This window comes from Sphingomonas sp. Leaf343, from assembly GCF_001423765.1.
GTDB lineage: Bacteria > Pseudomonadota > Alphaproteobacteria > Sphingomonadales > Sphingomonadaceae > Sphingomonas.
Genome location: NZ_LMPG01000003.1, coordinates 1 through 14,793 on the forward strand (window position 1 = coordinate 1; position 14,793 = coordinate 14,793).

The 14,793-nt window shown below is 63.1% G+C and carries 15 protein-coding genes and 1 riboswitch; of the genes, 8 read left to right on the forward strand and 7 right to left on the reverse strand.

All coding sequences use genetic code 11. The features are described from left to right. Positions 1-659: 659 nt before the first annotated feature. Positions 660-1,223, reverse strand: coding sequence for a recombinase family protein (locus ASG07_RS04735; protein WP_031392880.1), 564 nt, complete (start codon positions 1,221-1,223; stop codon positions 660-662). 146 nt (positions 1,224-1,369) lie between these two features. Further along, positions 1,370-1,840, reverse strand: coding sequence for a hypothetical protein (locus tag ASG07_RS04740; RefSeq protein WP_031392881.1), 471 nt, complete (start codon positions 1,838-1,840; stop codon positions 1,370-1,372). Positions 1,841-2,041: 201 nt separating this feature from the next. On the opposite strand from ASG07_RS04740, the gene parA reads away from it, so the two are divergent. Together parA and ASG07_RS04750 are read left to right on the forward strand one after the other, a co-directional pair. Beyond that, complete coding sequence (gene parA / locus ASG07_RS04745) at positions 2,042-2,719, forward strand: ParA family partition ATPase (RefSeq protein ID WP_031392882.1); 678 nt, start codon at positions 2,042-2,044, stop codon at positions 2,717-2,719. A 1-nt stretch (position 2,720) separates the two neighbouring features. Beyond that, positions 2,721-2,990, forward strand: coding sequence for a ribbon-helix-helix domain-containing protein (locus tag ASG07_RS04750; protein WP_031392883.1), 270 nt, complete (start codon positions 2,721-2,723; stop codon positions 2,988-2,990). Positions 2,991-3,272: 282 nt separating this feature from the next. Here ASG07_RS04750 and ASG07_RS04755 read toward each other — a convergent pair whose 3' ends face one another. Both ASG07_RS04755 and copM read right to left on the reverse strand, forming a co-directional pair. Continuing rightward, positions 3,273-4,691, reverse strand: a complete 1,419-nt coding sequence (locus ASG07_RS04755; protein ID WP_051916163.1) for a YncE family protein — start codon at positions 4,689-4,691, stop codon at positions 3,273-3,275. After that, positions 4,688-5,164, reverse strand: coding sequence for a CopM family metallochaperone (gene copM / locus ASG07_RS04760; RefSeq protein WP_234387257.1), 477 nt, complete (start codon positions 5,162-5,164; stop codon positions 4,688-4,690). The genes ASG07_RS04755 and copM overlap by 4 nt, the downstream gene beginning before the upstream one ends. Before the next feature lie 165 nt (positions 5,165-5,329). Between copM and ASG07_RS04765 the strand changes: the two genes are divergently transcribed. From ASG07_RS04765 to ASG07_RS04790, 6 genes are all read left to right on the forward strand, one after another. Further along, positions 5,330-6,499 (forward strand): hypothetical protein, encoded by a 1,170-nt coding sequence (locus ASG07_RS04765; protein ID WP_051916164.1) that lies wholly within the window; start codon positions 5,330-5,332, stop codon positions 6,497-6,499. 46 nt (positions 6,500-6,545) lie between these two features. Beyond that, positions 6,546-7,529 (forward strand): malate dehydrogenase, encoded by a 984-nt coding sequence (locus ASG07_RS04770; RefSeq protein WP_031392887.1) that lies wholly within the window; start codon positions 6,546-6,548, stop codon positions 7,527-7,529. An 88-nt stretch (positions 7,530-7,617) separates the two neighbouring features. Continuing rightward, positions 7,618-8,490, forward strand: coding sequence for a LysR family transcriptional regulator (locus ASG07_RS04775; protein WP_055843145.1), 873 nt, complete (start codon positions 7,618-7,620; stop codon positions 8,488-8,490). Next, positions 8,487-9,638, forward strand: a complete 1,152-nt coding sequence (locus ASG07_RS04780) for a TDT family transporter (protein ID WP_055843147.1) — start codon at positions 8,487-8,489, stop codon at positions 9,636-9,638. The genes ASG07_RS04775 and ASG07_RS04780 overlap by 4 nt, the downstream gene beginning before the upstream one ends. 107 nt (positions 9,639-9,745) lie before the next feature. Continuing rightward, the gene (locus tag ASG07_RS04785; protein WP_197977952.1) at positions 9,746-10,990 is read left to right on the forward strand and encodes a molybdopterin-dependent oxidoreductase; all 1,245 of its coding nucleotides are present in this window, start codon (positions 9,746-9,748) and stop codon (positions 10,988-10,990) included. 13 nt (positions 10,991-11,003) lie between these two features. Further along, complete coding sequence (locus tag ASG07_RS04790; protein WP_031392891.1) at positions 11,004-11,480, forward strand: hypothetical protein; 477 nt, start codon at positions 11,004-11,006, stop codon at positions 11,478-11,480. A gap of 9 nt (positions 11,481-11,489) precedes the next feature. On the opposite strand, the gene ASG07_RS04795 is transcribed toward ASG07_RS04790, so the two are convergent. The 3 genes from ASG07_RS04795 to ASG07_RS04805 all read right to left on the reverse strand — a co-directional run bounded on the left by ASG07_RS04795 (position 11,490) and on the right by ASG07_RS04805 (position 14,720). Beyond that, positions 11,490-12,854 (reverse strand): voltage-gated chloride channel family protein, encoded by a 1,365-nt coding sequence (locus ASG07_RS04795; protein ID WP_031392892.1) that lies wholly within the window; start codon positions 12,852-12,854, stop codon positions 11,490-11,492. A 23-nt stretch (positions 12,855-12,877) separates the two neighbouring features. After that, positions 12,878-12,954, reverse strand: a riboswitch (Fluoride riboswitch). Positions 12,955-13,194: 240 nt separating this feature from the next. Then, the gene (locus ASG07_RS04800; protein WP_051916165.1) at positions 13,195-13,635 is read right to left on the reverse strand and encodes a YidH family protein; all 441 of its coding nucleotides are present in this window, start codon (positions 13,633-13,635) and stop codon (positions 13,195-13,197) included. Continuing rightward, a complete protein-coding gene (locus ASG07_RS04805) occupies positions 13,635-14,720 on the reverse strand; it encodes a sulfite oxidase (RefSeq protein ID WP_055843150.1) in 1,086 nt (361 codons plus the stop codon). Before ASG07_RS04805 ends, ASG07_RS04800 begins: the two co-directional genes overlap by 1 nt. Between the last annotated feature and the right edge of the window lie 73 nt (positions 14,721-14,793).

Genomic DNA, 14,793 nt, shown 5'->3' on the forward strand with positions numbered 1-14,793 from the left:
GTGTGCAGTAGGCTCGTAGGCCTCGTCGATATTGAAGGCCACGGCGGCCATGTTTCATCTCCCAGGGCGGAAGCCATCTAGTGACTGCGAGTTGTAAACGCAATAAGTGAAACGAGTGTCAACGGGAAGACGTTCCACTGCGGTGATCGTCGAGCATGCTGAGCGGGGTGGGCGTAATCCAGTCGCCTCCCAGCTTGGGGTATGGACCGTAGAACAGATCACCCAGCGCACGCCGATAGTGCGCGTTCATCCAGCGCCGGCGTCGATGCTCCGGGCCATCGTGGAGCATGTGGCAGCGTTGGCAGAGCGCTGCGAGCTGGTGAAGCGCACTGTCGCTCGGATCATGGTTAAGGTGCGCACAGGCCAGGACCACCGGTGTCCACCGGCCTTGTACCAGAATGTTTTCCGTAGGCCGTCGCACGCGCCGGCCCCGGCCATTGCGCCAGCATTGCCGGTTCCGATCCCACCACCGTCCGTCGCCTAGGTGGAAGACCTTCTGCCTGTGGGGACGTCCACAATGCTCGCAGTGTCCCCCCGCCCGCACGAAGCGTACCTGGTGTGATAGCTGCACCCAGTCGATCGGGTACAAGAACACGTGCTCGGGCCGGATAGGCATCAGGCCTTCCCTGCCGAAGTGTCAGGCTGCGCAGTCCACCGCATTATAAAGCCACCGTCGCTGCGGTCAGCGCCCGGTAGAGTGTGGCATGGTGGCATTTGAGCAGCTTGGCGGCTTCGCGCACCGATGTGCCTTCGCTTATCAATCGTTCGCCGAGCGTGATCTGATCGGGGGTGAGCTTTGGCGGACGGCCAAAGCGGACTCCCCTCGCCTTAGCCGCCACTCGTCCGCTGCTGGTGCGCTGGTGGATCAGCTCACGCTCGAACTCAGCGATGCCGGCGAACACGGTCAGCACCATGCGACCAGCTGGCGAGGTCGTGTCGGCCCAGGGCTCGGCCAGCGAGCGCAGGCCGGAACCAGCCTCCTTCAGCTTCTCGGCGATGTCCAGCAGGTCGCGCGTCGAGCGCGCCAGTCGGTCGAGCCGCGTCACTACCACCGTGTCGTCGTCGCGCAGCTGCTCGATCATCTTGGCCAGCTCGGGCCGGTCACGCTTCGCGCCCGAGATCTTCTCCTCGAACGTCCGCTTGCATCCGGCCTCCTTCAACGCGGCGCGTTGCAGCCGGAGATCTTGGTCATCGGTGGACACACGAGCATAGCCAATCAGCATGTTGCAAAATTGTATCGTAATAAAAGTATTTTGCAACCGACTTTTGCGACATCAGCACATGAGAGAACACGAGCTCTAAGGGCTCTGTTGCGAAACTTAGAACATTTGAGACAGTCGACAGTTGCTATCCTGCGGCCCTCACAGCCTCATTCTTCAAGCCTGCCTGTGCGAGCCTCCTTCTTCGACTTGTCCCATTCCTTCTTGATGAGCCGTTGGGCTGCTTTCTCGACCGTATCCGCCTTTTTGAGCCAATCGGGCTTTGGAGTATGCCGCGCACTCACTAGCTCCTCGACTGCGCGGAAGAGCGCGCGATCCAGGGCATGTTTGTCCTCAGTCCCTACGTCGCGGCAGGCCGGGTTTAGGCGGAGTACGATACCAGCGCGCGCGGCATGTACCTTTCGCCAATTCACCGGCTTGGCAGGGCTAACTGCACCACGCCGCACCTCGGCCGTTAACTCTACAACCAGCCCTCGCATTGCTTCTCGCCATACCGCGCGCTCGCTGGTGACGATCTGGACGAAGATGGCCTTGTCTGCGTTCTCCTTCCCGGCCTGCGCGCCAAAACGCGCGCCAAGGTAGGCAAGCACGCCCGCAAAGGCCGTTCCGAAGCCCTGCACCCACGTCCAGCCGCCTGATCCTGACCCCCCTGATATTCCTGTCACGTATGCTCCCTTATGCCGCGAACCTCGGGTGCAGCTTACGACCACCCAACCACGCTGCTACAGGCCACGAAGGCTATCAGTTCACAAGTGAGATTGTTATCTTGCTCACTTGTGTGCTATCCATCATGTTCACACGCGAACACGTGCAGGGGCTACATGAAGACCATATCTATCATCAGCCAGAAGGGCGGAGCGGGTAAGACCACGCTTGCCATCCACCTTGCCGGTGCCGCCACCAGTGCGGGCCTCTCCGCGCTGATCCTCGACGCGGACCCGCAAGCGACCGCTAGCCAATGGAACCACTGGCGAGGCGGCGCGGACCCTGAGGTCGTAGATTGTGCCTCCCCCACCCTCCTTCCGCGCAAGGTGCAGCAAGCAGCCGATCTAGGCGCGGACCTAGTCATTATCGATACGCCCCCACACGCGGACATCATGGCGCGCGAGGCGTGCAAGGCTGCGGACCTGATCCTTATTCCTTGTCGTCCCCAAGCGTTCGACTTGTCAGCCGTTGAAACGACGGCCGAGCTGGTGAAGGCAGCAGGCAAGCCGGCCTTCGTGCTCTTCATGGGCGGTCCTCAGCGCGCGCCAACTACTTACAGAGACGCGCGGGAGCTGATTGAGGGCAGCGAAGGCGTTGAGGGTATGGGTGTGCCGGTCGCGCCCGTCATGCTCACGATGCGCGCGATCTATCACCACAGCACGGCGCAAGGGAAAACCGCGATAGAGGCGGAGCCTGACGGTAAGGCGGCGGAGGAGATCGCCGCGCTATGGACGTGGACAAGCGAACGTGTGAACTTGCCCACAAGTAAGCAGGGCAGAAAGAAGCGAGGCTGACATGAGCAAATTTGGCGCCATGAGGCAGCAGCGTGCAGAACGCGCGAAGGTGGAGCCGAGCGTCTCGACCCCAGCCATTGAGGGCTCGGCGTCGGTGCGATCGGCGGCGCGGCAGGGCAAGAAGGCTGTCAGCGCATACTTTAGTCCGGAAGTTAGCCGAGGCTTAAATGTGCTGGCGGCCGAGAACGGAACTACCCTTCAGGCCTTGATGGGCGAGGCAATCGACCTTCTCATGCGCCAGTACGGCAAGCACCCGTTCGGGGAGCGGTGACGCGCAGCTTTGAAGAGGGGTCTGCACATAGAACGGACCCAGATGTACGCTAACGCGATCGGGTGTCAGCAAACCCCCAGATTCGGGTTTCCGTACAGCTGACCAAAGCGACAGGGTTTGTCGCACACTCTGCCATCTGTTGGCGCCACGACCCAAGGCCGGAGCGCACCCTGTCCGAAAGCATGTGTTTTCCGACAGTCTCAAAACGCTGCGGCAGCCTATACCAGCGTCATGACCAAGATACCGGATACGGACAAGAGATCGCAGGTTTCACCGGAATCCTCATTTTTGCACCTGAACGACGGCGCCCGGCATCATCGGGTCGCCCGGAGCAATGACGAGGTAACGGCGCATGTCGCCTTTTGCGTCGCTGACGATCTGGCGGAGCGGTCCGAGCGTGTTGACTATCGCGCCGCCCGCCGGATTGGTCATGAACTTCGCCAGAGGCTGGATCACGCCGCTGCCATCAGCGCGGGAGGATAGCCCAAGGACATAGGGCATCTTTGGACTGAGGCCCGCAACCGCCGCCTGCAAAATCTGGACTTGGCCCTGATCGAACAGCGTGACCTGGCTGCGCCCAGTCCCGGAAAGAGTCAGCTGGATCTTCATGCCGGCCTGGGCGAGCGGCATCAGGTTTGCACGGCCATCGCCTACCGGCACCGCGCCGGGAACGTAGGCCACGCCTTGGGGCCCCTGACCGATCGGAATCGTCGCGATAACGGTGTTGCTGGCGGTATCGATCGCCGCGACTGCGTCGGCGTTCTCCAGCCCGACATACATCCGCGTACCGTCGCCCGACGGCCAAAGGCCGTGCGGGAGCGCGCCGACCGGGATGTTCGCGACCTGCGCGAAGTCGGTGGTGCGGAACACCTTGACGACGTTCTCGGTGCCGACCGTCACATAGGCGAACTGGCCAGCCTTGGTGCGGGCGATGTTGACGTGGTTGGTGATCGCGCCTGTGTCGAACGTCTTGAGCACTGCGAAGGGTGGCTTGGCGTCGAACACCATGACTTTGCCGACGTCTTTCAGCGTCAACCAGACCTGCTTGCCGTCGGGCGTCGCGGCGATGTCGGGGCAGAACGGGCTCGCCTGCTTGACGCGACCGACGATCTTCTTCGAGGCGGTGTCGATCACAACGGTCTCGGGAGAAAAGCTCGAACAGACGTAACCGTATTTCCCGTTCGGCGAGAAGATCGTCATGCCGGGGCCATTAGGAACGGGGATGCGCGTAGTCGGCGCGAAGGTCTTGCCGTCGAGCACCTGGATATAATCCTCGCCGCGCACCGCGACCCAGACTTCGCGACCGTCGGGGCGGAAGAACGCTTCGTGCGGCGATCGGCCCACATAGGTCGTATGCTTCACGGCATTGGTCGCAGTGTCGATGAACGTCACCGAGTTCGAGCCGATCGAGATCGCCGCCAGCGTCTTGCGATCAGGCGAGAAGCCCATGCCGTGGACGAGCAGCTGTCCCTTGTAGAGCGGGCTGAGGTTCGCGGGGGTCTGGTCGCCGAGTTTTATCACGCCGAGCAGCGTGTTGGTCGACGGATCGATCACCGACACGGTGTTGGAGAACTGGTCCGAGGTGTAGAACCGGTCCTGCGCGCTGACGGGGACGTCGGGGGTCGCGTTCGGCACTTGCTGGGCAAACGCAGGGCCCGAGAAACACAAGGCGGCGCAGGCGGTTAGGGTGAAACGCTTCATGGACGGTCTCCGTGATGGGGGTGACCGGTCGCGGTCGGTTCGGTGTGAGGCAGCAACGCGCCGCCTTCGGATAGGATGCCCTGCATCACCGCGATTTCCTGACGCTGTTCGACGATGATTCCCTGGGCGAGCCGGCGCAGGCGTTCATCCTTGCCGAACCGCAGTTCGACTTCGGCCATGTCGATCGCACCCTGATGATGCGGGATCATCATTCTTGCGAAGTCGCGATCGGGATCGCTTGAATAACCGGTCATCATCGCGCCGTGCATCCGCGCCATCGCCGCATCCATTGCGGACGCGAAACCGTCCGTTTGCGCTAACGCACCCGTCGATACGGACACGGCTATCGCCGTTAGCAAGGCCGTGCGAGATTTCATCGTCATGCCTTTAGTATTCCCATTTATGACACGCGAGCGATGAATGCCGAGCGTGACAGCGTAAATGATCGCGGCGCAGCCATCGATCCAACGCATAAGCATGGTTGTTCTGATCATCTAAAAAGAACGGTAGACAATCTATGATCGCGTTTTCGTATTGAAACCATCGTTACCATGCGTTGGACGCAGGGGAGATATCGGTCGATCTAGCGGCATCGGACTGGCACGATCACCCGCCGGATCCGCGATAAGGATCAAACGATGAAAGCTGCGATCGTTCTGGTTGCCGCGATGTTGGCCTCCGTAGCCCCAGTCCCGGCGATCGCTCAGGCCTATTGGGCTGCACCTGCGGCGGACGACTTTCCCTGCGATATCAAGGCGGTTCAGGCACCGTGGTCGAAGGCTGATATCGACCTTAGTCATCATGACCGGATCTATGTGTCTGACCCGACATCGACAAAGATCGTTGTCATCGATCCTGCAGCGGGCAACGAACTGGGACGCATCGACCTCACCAAAAGCGCGATAGCTGAGCCCAGCTTTTCCAGCCCCAAAGTCCAGCACCTGGCTGCAACGCGTGACGGGCGGACCCTGGCGGTATCGGCATTAGCGCAGCACAGTGTGACGCTCGTAGATCTGGCCACGAACACGGAACGAGGCCGGACCGTGTTCCAGACGTCGCCTACCGCCGTCGCGTTTACGCCCAATGGGCACGAACTCTGGGTTTCGCTCGGCGATGAACATGCCATCGCAGTCGTGGATCCTAAGACCGCGCGGGAGATCACCCGCGTACCAGCAAGTGGCGGAGCGGGCGCGACCATCCTGTCGCCAAACGGACGCTATGCCTTTGTATCGCTTACTGAAAGGCCGTCCATCCTGGTTGTCGACGTCGAGCATCGGCGCGTCGTCGGACACGTTGCCAGCAACGGTGCAGGTGAGGGAGCAATCGCGGTCTCGCCAGATGGCAAACAGATTTGGGCAACACGCCGCGAGAGCGGCACGACCACGGTTTTTGCTGCCAAACCGCCGTTTGCGGTACGCGAAGTGATAAACACTGGTCCAGCAACGGGCGCGGTCAACTTCGCCCAGCGCGCGGACGATTCCTTTGCCTATGTCAGCATTGGCGGCGATCAACCTGCAATCAAGGTCTATAGAACCGACAGCCTGGAGGCTGTGGCAACCGTCCCGCTACAAGCGGCTCCAAGTGCGGTTTGGCCGTCGGGCGATGGTACGAGAATCTATGCCAGCCTGGCCGGAACCAACAAGGTCGCTGGGATCGACACGCTGACGTACACCACCGTGTCGACAATCCCTATCAGTACGGATGCGCAAAGCCTGATCTACGTTCCTGGTGCCGTGCGATCAGGAAAAGGTCTCGCCAATCTGGTGCCATCCGGGCGCGATGCGGCGCTTGCCGTGGCGGCGCGTTGATCGGTCTTACACCGTCTGTAATTTCCCAAGGAAAGCCCTTTCTAAAATGACCAAGCCCCCCGTCAGGATCGCGATCAGCGGTGCCGCAGGACAAATTTGCTATTCGCTGCTCTTCCGGGTTGCGCAGGGTGACGTGTTCGGACCGGACCAGCCCGTTATCCTTCAACTGCTCGACGTGCCGCAGGCTATGGACGCCGTACGCGGCGTGGTCATGGAACTGGAGGATTGCGCGTTCCCGCTACTGGCAGGTGTGATCATTACTGATGATCCGATGGTGGCTTTCAAGGACATCGATGCGGCCATGCTGGTTGGGTCTCGTCCCCGCTCAAAGGGCATGGAGCGCCGTGATTTGCTCGCTGCCAACGCAGCGATCTTCAAGACGCAGGGCGCAGCATTGGACGCAGTGGCCAAACGTGACGCCAAGATCCTGGTCGTCGGCAATCCCGCCAACACAAATGCCTGGATTCTTGCGCAAAGCGCACCGGGTTTTCCTGCCGAAAACATCACGTCGATGATCCGCCTCGATCACAACCGCGCGCAGGGACAGCTTGCGGCCAAGGCGGGTGTAGGTGTCGATGCGATTACAAAGCTCGTCGTCTGGGGAAACCATTCGCCGACGATGTTTGCCGACTGGGGGAATGCCGAACTCGATGGCCAAAAGCTTGCCGACCGTATCGGAAACGAGGCCTGGTACCGCGAAACCCTGATCCCCACCGTTGCGCAGCGCGGAACCGCGATCATCGAAGCACGGGGTGCGTCCTCGGCCGCGTCGGCCGCAAATGCAGCGATCGACCATCTGCGCGACTGGGTGCACGGCGCAGGCGATAATTGGGTGTCGATGGGCGTGGTGTCAGATGGCTCCTACGGTATCCCGCAAGGACTGGTGTGCGGCGTGCCGGTGCACTGCATGAGCGGTGGGTATGCGCGTATCGAAGGCCTGACCCTCGATCCGTTCCAGCGATCGATGCTCGATCGCACGATTGCCGAACTGGTCGATGAACGTGAGGCGGTTATCGACATTCTGAAATGACCAATCGGTATATCTGATTGGAATGACCGTAATCTTTGGTTGGTTCGATTGATCTCCTTTCCCTATCATTGGGGCAAGGAGATCGGGCATGACCCTCGAACAACTCAGGATTTTCGTCGGTGTCGCAGAGCGCGAGCACATGACGCGCGCTGCCGAAGCGCTCAATGTGACGCAGTCGGCCGCAAGCGCTGCCATCGCCGCGCTAGAAGCTCGGCACGGCGTGCCGCTGTTCCACCGGGTCGGCCGCGGGATCGAACTGTCCGAAGCGGGCCGCATGTTTCTGATCGACGCGCGCGCCGTCCTTGGCCGTGCGGCGAGCGCGGAACTTGCACTGGCCGAATATGCCGGGCTGGAGCGCGGCACACTGCGGCTGGTCGCAAGCCAGACGATCGCGGGCTATTGGCTGCCCCGCCAGCTAGCGGCGTTCCATGCGCGCTACCCCGCGATCACGATCGAACTGGCGATCGACAACACGGAAGGGGCCGCGGCGCGCGTGCTCGACGGCGCAGTCGAGCTCGGCTTCGTCGAAGGTGTGATCGACGAGCCCGCGCTCGCGCATTGGACGGTCGCGAACGACCGCATGGTGCTGGTTAGCAACCGCGCTGCCGACACGATCGACGAGGACTGGATCCGCGCCGCGCGCTGGATTATCCGCGAGCAGGGATCGGGCACGCGCTCGTCGTTCGAGGAGGTGTTGCGCCAGCGCGGCGTCGATCCGTCGGACCTCACCACCGCGCTGACCCTGCCGTCGAACGAGGCGGTCCGCAGCGCGGTCGAGGCTGGCGCAGGCGTCGCGGTCCTGTCGCAGCATGTCGTCGCACCTGCAATCGCGGCCGGAACGTTGCACGATCTGCCGCTCGGTCTGCCGCGGCGTCCGTTCTACGCGCTGAGGCACAAAGAGCGCTATCGTACCCGGGCGGCCGATGCGCTGACCGATCTCATCAAGGAGACTGGCAAGTGACCGCCGATTTGAAACCCGTTCTCGATGGCCTGAAGCCGCTCAGCCGGCTCGACTCTCCACGCGAGATGATCCGGCAGTTCACCCCCAACTGGTTCGCCGCGACGATGGGCACCGGCATCCTCGCGCTGGCCTTGCCGCAGGTTCCGGGGGTCGGCGCATCGCTGCACCCGGTCGGCGAGGCACTGTGGTATTTCAACATCGCGCTCTTCACGCTGTTCGCCGGGCTCTACACCGCGCGCTGGACCATGTTCGGGCACGAGGCGCGGCGGATCTTCGGGCACAACACCGTATCGATGTTCATCGGTACGATCCCGATGGGCCTCGCGACGATCATCAACGGGTTCCTGGCGTTCGGCCTGCCGCGGTTCGGCGCCGGCGTGATCCCGATCGCCGAGACATTGTGGTGGATCGACGTCGCGATGTCGCTCGCCTGCGGTGTAGCGATCCCCTACCTCATGTTTACCCGGCACGAACATTCGCTCGACGGCATGACCGCGGTGTGGCTCCTGCCAGTGGTCGCGGCCGAGGTCGCAGGCGCGAGCGGAGGCCTGCTCGCACCGCATCTGGCCGACGCCCATCATCAGTTCGTGGTGCTGGCGACCTCCTATGTCCTGTGGGCCTATTCGGTGCCGGTCGCGTTCGGCATTCTCGCGATCCTGATCCTGCGGATGGCTCTCCACAAGCTGCCGCACGAGAGCATGGCCGCCTCGAGCTGGCTCGCGCTCGGTCCGATCGGCACCGGTGCGCTCGGGATGCTGGTGCTCGGTAGCGACGCGCCCGCGATCCTCGCCGCCAACGGCCTCGGCCAGATCGGCGCAGTGGCGCAAGGAATCGGCACGATCGCCGGGCTGTTGCTCTGGGGCTTCGGCCTGTGGTGGCTGGCGCTCGCGACGCTGATCACGATCCGCTACTGGCGCGCGGGCATTCCGTTCAACCTTGGGTGGTGGGGCTATACCTTCCCGCTCGGCGTCTACACGGTCGCGACCTTCAAGCTCAGCACGACGCTCCAGCTCGGCTTTTTCGGGATCGTCGGCACCGTCCTCACGATCGCACTCGCCGCGATGTGGCTGCTGGTCGGCGCCAAGACGGTCGCAGGCGGCTGGCGCGGAAACCTGTTCGTGTCGCCCTGCATCGCCCAAGCCAATTAAAGGGCCGAACTGATCGTCCTGCCGGATCGAACCGGCGCATCCGATCGACCCGTACCGGGCAGACCGGCGGACAGGTCGCGCATACAGATCATGACAGAAACGGGAGAATGTTGGTGGACAGCCTGGATATGAAACTGGCGCAGGAGACGAACCGCCGTCGCTTTCTCGCAGAGGCTGCGATCGGCAGCGGCGCGCTGATCGCCGCACCCGCGCTGGCGCAGAGCATGGTCGACCTGCATCTGCCGGGTGGCCCATCGGAACGGCCGATGACCAGTGCGTTCCCCGGCAAGGGCAGCATGATCCTCCAGCGGATCCACCCGCCGCTGCTGGAAACGCCGATGAGCGTGTTCAATGGCGACGTCTTTACGCCGAACGACCAGTTCTTCGTCCGCTGGCACTGGGCCGACATTCCGACCGCGATCGATGTCGAGGCATTCCGGATCAAGGTGCACGGCGCGGTCACGCGGCCGCTGTCGATCTCGCTCGCGCAACTGCTGAAGTTGCCGCGCGTCGAGCTGGCGGCGATCAACCAATGCTCGGGCAATTCGCGTGCGCTGTTCCAGCCGCCCGTCGCGGGCGCGCAGTGGCGCCACGGGGCGATGGGCAACGCCAAATGGCTAGGCGTGCGGCTGCGCGATGTGCTCGACATCGCCGGCGTGAAGCCGGGCGCGGTCGCGGTACGGTTCGGTGCGCTCGACCAGCCGGTGGTTGCGGGCGCACCGGATTTCGCCAAGTCGCTGTCGATCGACCACGCACGCGACGGCGAAGTGATGCTCGCCTTCGGGATGAACGGTGAACAGATGCCGCTCCTCAACGGCTTCCCGGTCCGGCTGATCGTACCCGGCTGGTATTCGACCTATTGGGTCAAGATGCTGAACGACATCGAGGTGCTTGCCGCGCCCGACGACGGTTACTGGATGGCTAAGGCGTACAAGATCCCTGACACTCCAGGCGCGAACGTGCGGCCTGGCCAGAAGGATTTCCCGGCCGTCCCGATCAACAAGATGATCCCGCGCAGTTGGGTCACGAGCCTCGACGAAGGGCAGGCGATCGCGTTCGACCGGTCGATCCCGCTGGGCGGCATTGCGATGGGCGGCGATTGCGGCGTCGCCAAGGTCGATGTGTCGACCGACAACGGCAAGACCTGGTACAAGACGACGCTCGGCCCCGATCACGGCAAATACAGTTTCCGCCGCTGGGACGCGCAGGTGCCGCTCACGCATGCGGGTCCGACCAGACTGATGTCGCGCTGCTGGAACACCGCCGGCATCGCGCAGCCGATGACGCCGATCTGGAACCCGGGCGGGTTCATGCGCGGCAACATCGAAACCACCAACATCGTCGTCGGCTGAGGAGCGCTCCCCCATGAAAACGCCTTCCATCGGCACGCTGTCGTTCGGGTTCGTCGGCGCGACCGTCGTTCTTCTACTCGCGATCGGTGCCCCGAACAGCCGCATCGCCCCGCCGCCTGCCGCCCCGACCGCACCACCGCCGCCAAGCGTTTCGGCGCGCGGCTTCTCGCTGGCGTCCACCTCGGTCGATCTCCCGACCGACGAAGGGCAATATCCCGCCGGCCCGCATGCCGACGTCATCAACGCCAACTGCACCTCGTGTCATTCGGCGAGCATGGCGCTGAACCAGCCGCCACTCTCCTCCGATCAGTGGACCGCGGAGGTCACCAAGATGCGCGAGGTCTACAAGGCTCCTGTTGCACAGGCTGACGTGCCGGCGATCGTCGCTTATCTGACCGCCATGAGCGCAAAGCAGCCGGGCGCCGCGAAGGGCAAGGCGCAAGACCCCGATCCGAAGGCTGCGCCCGACGTATCGGGGGGATCAGGCTAAGCACATCACTCACGACACGCGGTTCTGCGCGCGAAGTGCTGTGCGGCGTGTACGTGTCTCGCGCAGTGTTGCATTGGGCGCGAGGCCGTTCGCGGGCACCTTGGGTATCGCAACGCGCTGCGACAGGTAGATGCCATTGTGGCCCGAGCAGAGATAGGCCACGAAACAGGCGACGGCGATCGGCACCGCATAGCTGGCGCCAAACAGTTCAATCCCCATGAAGGTGCAGGCGAGCGGGGTATTGGCAGCCCCGGCAAAGACCGCAACAAAGCCGATCGCGGCGAACAGGCCCGTCGGTACGTCCAAGAAAGGCGCCAGCGCGTTACCGAGCGCCGCGCCGATGAAGAACAACGGCGTGACTTCACCGCCTTTGAAACCCGCACCGAGCGTGACGACAGTAAACAGCAGCTTGATCGCCCAACTCCACGGATGCGTGTCTGGTCCGAAGAAGCTGGCGATGGTAAGGCTCTCGGGCCTCGCTGCCAGGACACCCAGGCCTAGATAGTCGCGCGTGCCGAACAGGAAGACGAGCGCGATAACGACGACCCCGCCGATCACTGGACGTAGCGGACCATAGGGGACGATCCGCTTCAGACATCCCCCGACCACGTGGTTGGCTTCGGCGAAGGCCAAACCGACCAATCCGAATATGATCCCCGCAATACCCGCCTTCGTCACGAGCAGCGCATCGACCGGTATCAACGCACCGATCGGGTAGACACCGTGATGGATACCCCAGGCGAGGCACGTCCAATCGCCGACTAGCGCTGCAACGAGGCAAGGCACTAGCGCGGAATATTCAACGCGGCCGATCGCCAGCACTTCGAGCGCGAAGACCGCGCCTGCGATCGGCGTGCCGAAGACCGCGCCGAACCCGGCTGCGATACCCGTCATCAACAGGATGCGCGTGCCGCCCGCATCGAGGCGGAGCGCGCGGCCGAAACCGCTGGCAAGGCTTCCACCCAATTGGACGGCGGTGCCCTCACGTCCGGCCGAGCCACCGAAAAGATGCGTCACCACTGTGCCGAAGAAGATGAGCGGCGCCATCCGCAGAGGCACCCCGCCGCCAGGCTCGTGGATCTGCTCGACGATCAGATTGTTGCCGCCTTCCACTGTGCGCCCGGTGACATGGTAGAGGAATCCGACAACGAACCCGCCCACCGGTAGCAGATAGAGCAGCCAAGGCGATGCAAACCGCAGTCGCGTAACGGTATCGAGACTCAGCAGGAACGCCGCACATAGCGTCCCGACGAGTGCCGCCATGGGCAGCAAGATCAGCGCCCAGCGCAGGACAGAGATCGCATGGTCGTGACGATCGCGCATGAATGCCGCGACATTCAGCGTGCCGACGAGATTGCGAAAGGTAGCGCGCACAATTCCTCCTTGCTGCCTGAAGGCGCCAAGTAGGAATCATCAGCTCTTATCAGAGCGGTTCGGCCAAATTGCCCGGCAGAAATCCATTGCCAAAGTCGATCTATGAGACGTTTGCCCCAACCGTCAATGGGCATGTTGGTCGGGCAAATGCTCGGACCGGGCAGTCGGCAGCGTCTATCTAAGCCCGTTATTATGTACCGACCCCGGGTACGCTGCATGCGGGACCGATCGGCTTTGGCCCACGTCGTTTTTGGGCTTCGTCACAAGGGGGTGATACCGCACGAAAGCCGCGGATGCGCTGCGGGGTCTGATCGGCTCGCAGCAAACCTAGGGATGGCTGCTACGAGCGTGCCGTCCAGATGCCGACGAGCGCGGCCAGTGACACGAGCATGAGAAACCCGTTCATCACTAGGAGCAACGTCGCTGGCAGGCGCTTGATGTCCGGTCGTGGCGGCGGGGCGCCTGCGCCCATCTCTCGCCACACCGCAGCGGCGAAGCAAAAGGCGCTGAACAAGATCAGCATGGTCCCGGTCGCCGTCGCCAGCCACGGGAACACGACGTCCTTGAGCAGCGCGCGCGCGCCGATACCGGAAGCGAGCGCCGCCAGTCCGGTACGTACCCAGGCAGCATAGGTGCGTTCGCCGGCGAGGATTGTGCGGTCCGCGGCAAGCTCTGTGCGACGGTCGGCGCTGTCCACCTGCTGGACTGCGCTGTCCTTCAGCTTGCTCGCGCTCTCCGCCAGCTTCGCATGGGCCCGATCGGCGTCGTGCGGCGCGTCCATCAGCCAGCGGTAACGGCGATGCGATGCCAGGCAGTCGAGAGATAGCCGGCGAAGTTCCAGATCGCCTCGGGCCGTTCGGGCTGCATCTGCCCGGCACCGTCAACGGCGCGCACGATCAGGACGTGGAGTCCGGGAGACAGATCGACCGTGACGTGCCACTGCGTCCAGCTCCAAGGCGCATCGGGTTTTGCAGTCAGTTCCGCCTGCAGCCAGTCGGTGCCGCCATTGACGGAGACCTCGACGCGCGAGACCGCTCGGCCGAAGGCGACCGCATAACCCGCGATTTCGCACGCGCCGGCGCTGACATGCGCGCCGTCCACCGGCGCGCAGATCGCAGCATTGAGCGGCATCTCCTCGATAGTCAGACCCCGATCCCAGTCCGCGTCCTCCTTCGCTACCGATGCCGGAAAGAGCTTGTAGTCCTTGGCCTGGATCGGCGCATCGGACGGGCGATCGCGCACCTCGATGCGCGTCAGCCACTTGGCGCTACGAACGCCCGCATAACCCGGCACGACGAGCCGCAGCGGTGCGCCATGTTCGGGGGCCAGCGCCTCGCCATTCATGGCCCAGACGATCAGCACGTCGGGCTCTAGCGCCTTGGCGATCGAGATCGAGGCACCGAACGGTGCCGTCTCACCATCGACATCCACGTTGTCGGCCCCCGTAGTGCCGACGAACGACGCGCCGTCCTGGATGCCGGCTGCGGCGAGCACGTCGCACAGTGCGACGCCGGTCCACGCCGCATTGCCAATCGCGCCCACGTCCCAGGGATCGCCCGAAGTCTTTTCCACGTCTTGAAGATGTGCCCGACGATTGCCGGCGCACTGCATGGTCGCGGTCACTGTCCGGGTCGCAAATGCCGTTTGAAGTTCGGCAACCGTGTAGGAGCGCGGGCGGTCGACTAAGCCGTCCAGCGCTATACGATGATCGTCGGCCAGCTCCGGCGTTGGTCCGTGACTGCGGATGTAGAAGTTCGCCTGCGGCGTCAGGAAGGACGTGATCAGTTTATCCGGGGGCGTTTCCGCATTGAGCGGCTCCGGACAGCGGAGGATCAGATTCTGTTCGGCGCGATCGGATGCGGTCATGCAAGCGGCCTACCATGATGAAATCAGTAGCGAAATCGATCGTTTTGCTGGGCGATGTCACCCAGACTCTTTC